Genomic DNA, 1,965 nt, shown 5'->3' with positions numbered 1-1,965 from the left:
CCGACCAGAAGGTGATCTTACGTTCCGGTCCTACCTGGAGCAGGTGAAGGAGCAGGCGCTGGCGGGCTACGCGAATCAGGAGTATCCGTTCGAAGAGCTGGTGGAGAAGGTCGTCAAGAGCCGGGATATGAGTCGGCATCCGTTGTTCGATACGATGTTCGTCTTGCAGAATGAGGAACTGCAGGAGGTCAACCTGGATCAATTGCAGCTTATTGCACAACCGGTGGAAAGCGGTGTGTCGAAGTTCGACATGACCTGGACGTTAGCGGAAAGTGAAAAAGGGCTGTTAATCGCGGTCGAATATTGCACTGATTTGTACCGGCGCGATACAGTTGCTCGGATGGTAAGGCACTACTTGCAATTAATAGAGTCGGCGTTAAGAGCACCGGAGATGGAACTGACGAAGCTGTCGATGTTAACGCTAGATGAGAAGCACGAGATCTTAGATGTATTCAATGCAACGGAAGCGCCGTACCCGCAGGAAAAGACGATCCATCAGCTGTTCGAGGAACAGGTGGAGCAGACGCCGGATCAGATCGCGGTGGTTAGCGAGATAGAGCAGGTGACATACCGGGAGCTGAACGCGCGGGCGAACCGGCTGGCACGCAAGCTGCGAAAGCTGGGCGTGAAGGCAGACAGCCGCGTCGGTCTACTGGCTGAGCGGTCGGTAGAGATGATCGCGGGTATTCTCGGCATACTGAAGGCAGGCGGCGCATACGTGCCAATCGATCCGTCATATCCGCAGGAGCGGATAACGTTCATGTTGGAGGACAGCGGAAGCCGATGGCTGATTGGAGACGAGCATCTGCTGAAGAAAGTGACGTTTGCCGGTGAGAAGCTGGAGCTAAGAGAAGCGATGCTGGACGGTGAAGAAGCAGGGAACCTGGAAGCGGCGAACGGCCCGCACCATCTGGCTTATGTCATCTACACTTCGGGATCGACGGGCCAGCCGAAAGGGGTCATGGTCGAGCATCGTGGCGTGGTGAGCTTATCATCCGTATTTCAACAAACATTGCACCTTACTGCAAACGAGCGGATCATCCAGTTTGCCACGATCGCCTTTGATGCATCCATATGGGAAATTGTGATGAGTCTGTTTAGCGGGGCTCAATTGCATATGCTGTCAACGGAAGTTATCCATCAAATCGATCAATTTGAAGCGTATATCGAAGAGAAGGAAATTTCGACAGTGACGCTCCCGCCAGCCTATTTAACCTATATGGAGCCGACACGAGTTCGTTCGTTAAAGACGGTGTTTGTTGCGGGCTCGGCCTGTTCATGGGAGCTGGTACAGAAGTGGAGTCCTCATGTTAGGTTTATTAATGCTTATGGACTGACAGAGACGACAGTATGTACCACATTATGGTTAACTGGCAATCTCAGCAGATCAACCGTTACTGTTCCTATAGGCAAGCTGATATCGAATTCGCGAACTTATTTAATGGATGAACGAGGTCAGTTGCTGCCGATAGGTGTGCCGGGAGAAATCTGCATTGGCGGGGACGGCGTGGCGCGGGGTTATATAAACCGTGAAGATCTGACGGCGGAGAAGTTCGTCGCTGACCCGTTCGTTCCGGGTGGACGGATGTATCGGACCGGAGACCTGGGCCGATGGCTGCCGGACGGCAATATTGAATATTTGGGCCGGATGGACGCGCAGGTGAAAATCCGCGGCTACCGAATCGAGCCAAGCGAGATCGAGAGCGCCTTGCTGCAGCTGAAGCTGGTGAAGGATGCGGCCGTTGTGGCGGTCAAGGACGCGAGCGGAGAACATGCGCTGTGCGCGTATATCGTCTGCGATGGGGAGCCGAGTATAGCGCAGCTGCGGGCTCGCTTGGGCGAAACGCTACCATCTTATATGATCCCGACACATTTCATGCAGCTGGACCATTTGCCGCTTACGGTGAACGGGAAGCTGGACCGGAAGGCGCTGCCGAAGCCGGAGGCGGAAGCTTTGCGTGGTAC

1 protein-coding gene is annotated in these 1,965 nt (G+C 54.4%); it reads left to right on the top strand.

The genetic code is table 11. The annotated features are described in order from the left end of the window. A partial coding sequence (locus tag PXY01_RS22015) for a non-ribosomal peptide synthetase (RefSeq protein ID WP_127573283.1) occupies positions 1–1,965 on the top strand: 1,965 nt, incomplete at both ends.

It is taken from the genome of Paenibacillus xylaniclasticus, assembly GCF_004001065.1.
Taxonomy (GTDB): domain Bacteria; phylum Bacillota; class Bacilli; order Paenibacillales; family Paenibacillaceae; genus Paenibacillus_T; species Paenibacillus_T xylaniclasticus.
Note: the sequence above shows the minus strand (reverse complement) of the source record. Positions and strands in the feature narration are given on the sequence as shown.